Origin of the sequence: Pedobacter sp. (assembly GCF_035566355.1) — a bacterium.
Taxonomy (GTDB): Bacteria; Bacteroidota; Bacteroidia; order Sphingobacteriales; family Sphingobacteriaceae; genus Pedobacter.
In genome coordinates this window covers 1-5,414 of the sequence record NZ_DATMRL010000315.1, presented here as the reverse complement: position 1 = coordinate 5,414, position 5,414 = coordinate 1, and the positions used below count along the sequence as shown (strand labels likewise).

4 protein-coding genes are annotated in these 5,414 nt (G+C 39.9%); all 4 read right to left on the bottom strand.

Annotated elements, in window-relative coordinates; translation table 11 throughout:
- Positions 1–977, bottom strand: a 977-nt coding sequence (locus tag VNZ46_RS12300) for a DUF4998 domain-containing protein (protein WP_325560429.1), incomplete at its 3' end; no start/stop codon positions are given.
- A 34-nt stretch (positions 978–1,011) separates the two neighbouring features.
- Positions 1,012–2,238: a DUF4959 domain-containing protein gene (locus VNZ46_RS12295; protein WP_325560428.1), complete on the bottom strand. Its 1,227-nt coding sequence runs from the start codon at positions 2,236–2,238 to the stop codon at positions 1,012–1,014.
- Positions 2,239–2,257: 19 nt separating this feature from the next.
- A complete protein-coding gene (locus VNZ46_RS12290; protein WP_325560427.1) occupies positions 2,258–4,192 on the bottom strand; it encodes a RagB/SusD family nutrient uptake outer membrane protein in 1,935 nt (644 codons plus the stop codon).
- A gap of 21 nt (positions 4,193–4,213) precedes the next feature.
- Positions 4,214–5,414: SusC/RagA family TonB-linked outer membrane protein (locus VNZ46_RS12285; RefSeq protein ID WP_325560426.1), on the bottom strand; the 1,201-nt coding region annotated here is incomplete at its 5' end.

Below are 5,414 nucleotides of genomic sequence, written 5' to 3'. Positions count from 1 at the left end.
GCATTGGTAATATCATCAATGCCCCAGACTTCGAAGTCATCCGGATTATTACAGCAATCTCTCCCGGTTTCCTCTATCCTGGCTAAATTGTCATATACTTTTCCAAGGTCAAATGTAATGGTGTGTGGCATTCCGCTGCTTCCGTCACTATGAAAGATATTGGGATAGCCCTGAGGACCAACACTACCATCCCAAAGTTTACTGATGCTGGTTCCTGACTCATATGTACCGGCATCGTTAGGTAAATGCACTTCCTTGAACAAAAGTCTGTCACAAAGCACATAACTATAGATTCTTGGAAATGTAGAATAGGCCGAAACAATAAAAGTATCCAGGGAACCTCTGCCAGGAATGTAAGATGACCGATATTGAACATCAGTACCTAGCTTATAGTCGGATAAGTAAATAGAACTGCTATCCGGTCTCAACGTCTTTTCAGTGACTGCTCCGGCCTGGTTAGTATATTTAATAACCGTATTAATATTGATCGTATCCGGAGGATTAAAATTCAAAATCAATGATCCATTTGCATTTAACATATAAGGATTACTTGCATTATAGGGTCTGTTTAATAAGCCGCCCTGATATATTGGCCCGTATACCTTTACATTATCGACTTGTTTTGGAATAGATTTATTGCCCTTGGCATCGTAAGAATAAATGGTAAAGGAGTACACAAATTCCTGAAGCTTTGGAATGATAACAGAAACGCTGTCGGTTTTACCATTGATCGCAACGATCTGAGAATCCCGTTTATTGTTCCAGTAAATCACATACTTTACAATACTGGGATCCGTGCTGGATTTCCATTTTAATTGGGTACGCAAATTTCCGGTCCTGTTGGTTACCCCATCAACACTACCTGTATACACAATTTCATGACCACCAAAAAAGTCTTTGAAATCGGTCTGCTGCTTCTTACAGCTCAGCACAACAAAGAGCAGAACTGAACCGAATAAAAATATAAGATTTTTCATCAGAATATAATTTTATTTTAATTATAACAATTGACTATTGTGCAACCCCAAAAGGCGTGATTTCCATCAAATGCGCAGCAGCTACATTTCCCCAGGTCGTTGCCACAGCAATCCTTAAATACTTAACTGAAGGTGCCTGAAAAGGAACTTTAAAGCTGACGCCTTTTTTAACAAAATCCTCATCGGCCGACGTGGTTGCCCCTGGACGATTTCCTGATGGCGGATCAGGAAAAACGAAATTCCCTAAATTCACCCAATTCCCTATAACTGTACCTTCAGGTGCTCTCACAGGAAGTTTAATATCCTGAGGTGTTGATGAATTTGTTCCCCATAAAGAAAACTCTCTTGGGTTTCCATAATTGTAAGTATACCCAGCCCCAATGCGCTGATACAAAACAAAGCGGCTTAATTTATAGGTTTTTCCTACACCAAAACTACAAGTAAAGGGTAAGGGTTCACCAAACTTAGTATGCCAGCCATTTCCATCTAATTTGTTATCCCATAAGTATGGAATTGCCCAACCAAAATCTGTAGGCGTATCGTTGTTCAGGTTTAGAGCATTAAATTTACTTTTGTCCATGGCCTCCTCAAAGAGCGGCGTCAGGCTTTTTTGTAAAGTATCGGAAATATTCCCCCATTTATCCGTTACGTAAACTCCAAACCTGCGCTCCTCTGATTTGAAGCCACGAATAGAATAATCAATTTTATCATTCTTTGTAAAATACTGGTCCTCAATCTCCATAGCCCCAGTATTCTTATTAAAGCTTAACATGATAATACCGATTTCTTTTTTTAGAGGGTTAAGACCTGTTACATTAACACCGCTAAAATCAGCAGACAACACTAATGATGGCCTTACGGCACTGTAAACAGGCATTTTAGGATTTACAGTTACTGTAACCGGATCAGACATTACATTTGCCCGTGTAACAGCGTATAAAGTTACCTCGTAGGCCTTTTCTTTAGCAAAGCCATCCACAACAACAGTGTCTGTATAGTAAGAAGATTTAGTTTCTCTCGACGTATTGTCATTAATTTTATACTTAGCCAGCACATACAACAAATTTGGAGAATTAGGAAGATCATAAGTGATATTGGCTCCTCCGTTAAAATTATCAACTTTAATGTTACTTACTGGCAGAGGCTTAGTTGTATCGCCTGAAATAACCGTATTAAAACCATTGTTTTTTTTACATGCTGTTATACCGATGGCCAGTATCATCAAACATACAGGCAATATGCATTTTTTTATATTCATCATAATATGTGGTGTTATGTGATTACCAATATGGATTTTGAACCAGATTTGTGTTAACGGGCAAATTGCTCGATTTAATAGGCCACAAATAATCCTTCGTATTAAATACCGGAACAAATAAAGTGCGGGCACGATAATAATTTACCGACTGCTCATCATAAATACTCCAGCCTTGCATCGGTTTACTCATAACAGACTGTAATTCCTTCCAGCGCCGCAGGTCCCAGCCGGGTACAGTTTCAAATGCCAGTTCAATTCTTCTTTCCTGATGAATAATCTGACGCAGGCCGGTCTTGCTTGTATATTTAGAAGGATTTGTTGAAAGCGCGGAAGTCCAGGCTTCAGCAACTCCTGGAATACCAGCCCTCTGCCTCACTTTATCGATGTAAGGCAATATTTCACCATAGGCTTTGCCCTGCTCATTCAATGCTTCAGCATACATCAGGTACAGATCTGAAAGCCTCATTAAAGGATAATGAAAATCCACCCAGGTCATATCCTTATCATAGGTCGTTAAATAATTTACCAGTTTTTTAGGCCAGTATCCAGAAATATTCAGGTGACTTACATCTTTAGGCCCTGCAATACCACTCGTGCCTCTTGCCTGTACATACAGAGCATTTGAAGGATCATTTAGTACGCCATTACCATACCAGACACCCCCGTCAAAAGCAATCGACGAATAGAATCTCGGCTCCCGTTTAAAATGGGCATTTACCGTTTCATAGCCATTATGAACATAAAACCGATCTGCATTTGCACTCGTTCTCAAAGCATATCTGTTTCTGTAATCCCAGGTTTTATCTTCATCAATTGGCAACCCATTTTCAGTATAAAACAATTCTTGTTCAGCAATTGGTACGGCAAAAGTACCCTGAGCAACTAAATTTGCAGCCGAAGCTGGTGTCAGTCTCGGCATGGCTCTTTCCTGCTTGCCATAACCATATACCGGATTTATCGCCCATATGAGTTCTGAATTTATCTCCCATTTTTCAGTAACTGCGGTTTGCAAGGTTAAAACGCGCTTTAAAGAATCAGGAAGATTGGAAGGCATATTTGCTGTAGGAATAAAAGTATGCAGGCTCAACCCAGCTCTGGTACAAGCATCCAATGCCTTAGCACATGCATCAGCGGCCAGGTCCCATTTCTTGGGATCAACCTGCTGGCTAAACAATTGTTGTCCGTCTTTATTGCTGAAGCCCGCATAATCAGGATTTCCATTAAATAAAGGACTTGCAGCAGTCATTAAAATCTGCGCCTTTACGGAAAGGGCGATCACACTTGTAATTCTTCCCAGTTCCTGCATTTGATTTTGTATCTGAAGAGGCAGGTCAGGTGCGGCTTCATCAATTAAATGAACCATATAATTCACTACAGAATCTACTGGTTTTCTTTTCACTTTTACCTCTTCTGTAGAGCTGGTGATCGGCAGATTTACATCTGTAATTGGAATAGGTCCGTACATCCGAAAAAGATAAAAATGGTAATAAGCTTTTAAAAACTTAACCTCAGCAATCCATCTTCTTTTTTCCGAATCACTCAGATCAATTGGTTTATTGATGTTTTCAAGCATGGTATTGCAGCGTCTTATCGCTTTAAAAATTGCCTCTCCACCTTCCGAACCATCCCAATAATTCAACCCCGGATTACTAGACGTTTGTGTTCCTCTCATGATGTTAAAGCCTACAGGATTAACCCCTTGATTGTCGGTTATTTCCGTTGGACCCGGATATACAATTTCTCCCGAAGTTGCAAAGCCCGCGTCAAGCCATGGATATTGAAATTTCTGAAGAGTAGAATAACAGCTAAATAAATAATTCTCCGCTTCATTCCGATTTCTGAATGCATAATCAATGGTGCCCACATTATCTGGCGTAACATCCAAATATTTCTTACAGGAAATTAAGGACATCGCCAGAACTACTGCATATAAAAATTTCGAGTATGATGATTTCATGTCTAAATCCTCTTTAAATAATTATAAATTAACATTTATACCCAGGTTATATACTTTCTGAAGGGGGTAAGCAAATCCATTCCCGCCCAATTCAGGATCCCACATAGTAAATGGGCTCCAGGTGAGCAGATTAAGGCCGCTGAAATAAACCCTCAAGTTCCTAAGTCTGATTTTGTTTACAAACTTCTTCGGGAGCGTATAACCAAACTCAAGCGATTTCATTCTCAGGAAGCTTCCGTCACGCAGCCACCAGGAACTGTTCTGACGGTTATTTTCTATCTCACCTCCGTTCGTACCTAGCCTTGGATAAAGCGCATACAGGTTCTGGTTATCTTCTGACCAGTGATCATCTGCATATTGTTTAATCACCTGAGTATTACCCGGCAGCCATGAATCCGGACTTTTTATAAACGGACTTGTTCTGGCAGGGTCAATAACAAAAGAAACCCTGGTTTGCCCTTGAAAGAACACGTTTAAATCAAAATTTTTATATCCAGTAGAGAACCCGAATCCATACACAATTTCCGGTACTGTGGGGTTACCCAGCCAGGTCTGGTCTTTTGAATCTATAACTCCATCGCCATTCAGGTCCCGGTATTTAATATCACCGCCTCTTGGAGGGGTTCCATTGTTACTAAATATCTGAGCTGGTGAATTTCTTGCCTCATTGTCATCGACAAATAAACGCTCCGCTACGTAGCCAAAATTTCTATTCAGGGCTACCCCCTGATGAAGGAGATATTTTTCGTCAAAATTCGGCTCTTCATATTGAGTGAATTTATTTTTGGCGAAAGTGAAATTGGCCATGGAAGAAATCCAGAAATCCTGCGTAAAATTATGTTTTCCATCAAGGGAAAACTCAATACCCTGAGATTCCACTTTTCCAATATTTGCAGTAATGGCCGCCTCCAAACCCATAGTGCTAGGAATATCAGATCTGTTTTGCAGGATATCAGATTTATAATTCTTATAAACCTCTGCCGTTAGCCTCATATTTTTAAGGAAAGTTAATTCCAGGCCAAGGTTAATTTGTTTTGATACTTCCCAGGTTACATCTCTGTTCTCATAATTATTAATAGCAACGCCATTATGTCCATAGCCGTTATTGGTTCCAAATACGGCAGAATTACCTCCATTTAAATTAACGTCCGACAAATAGAAAAACCTTCTGTCACTAATTGCATCATTACCAACCAGACCATAACTGGCCCTGAGTTTCATT

What these genes read in the sequence shown, in the direction of transcription:
- VNZ46_RS12295 (WP_325560428.1), bottom strand. Translation starts at nt 2,238, where the DNA reads ATGATGAATATAAAAAAATGCATATTGCCTGTATGTTTGATGATACTG.
- VNZ46_RS12290 (WP_325560427.1), bottom strand. Translation starts at nt 4,192, where the DNA reads ATGAAATCATCATACTCGAAATTTTTATATGCAGTAGTTCTGGCGATG.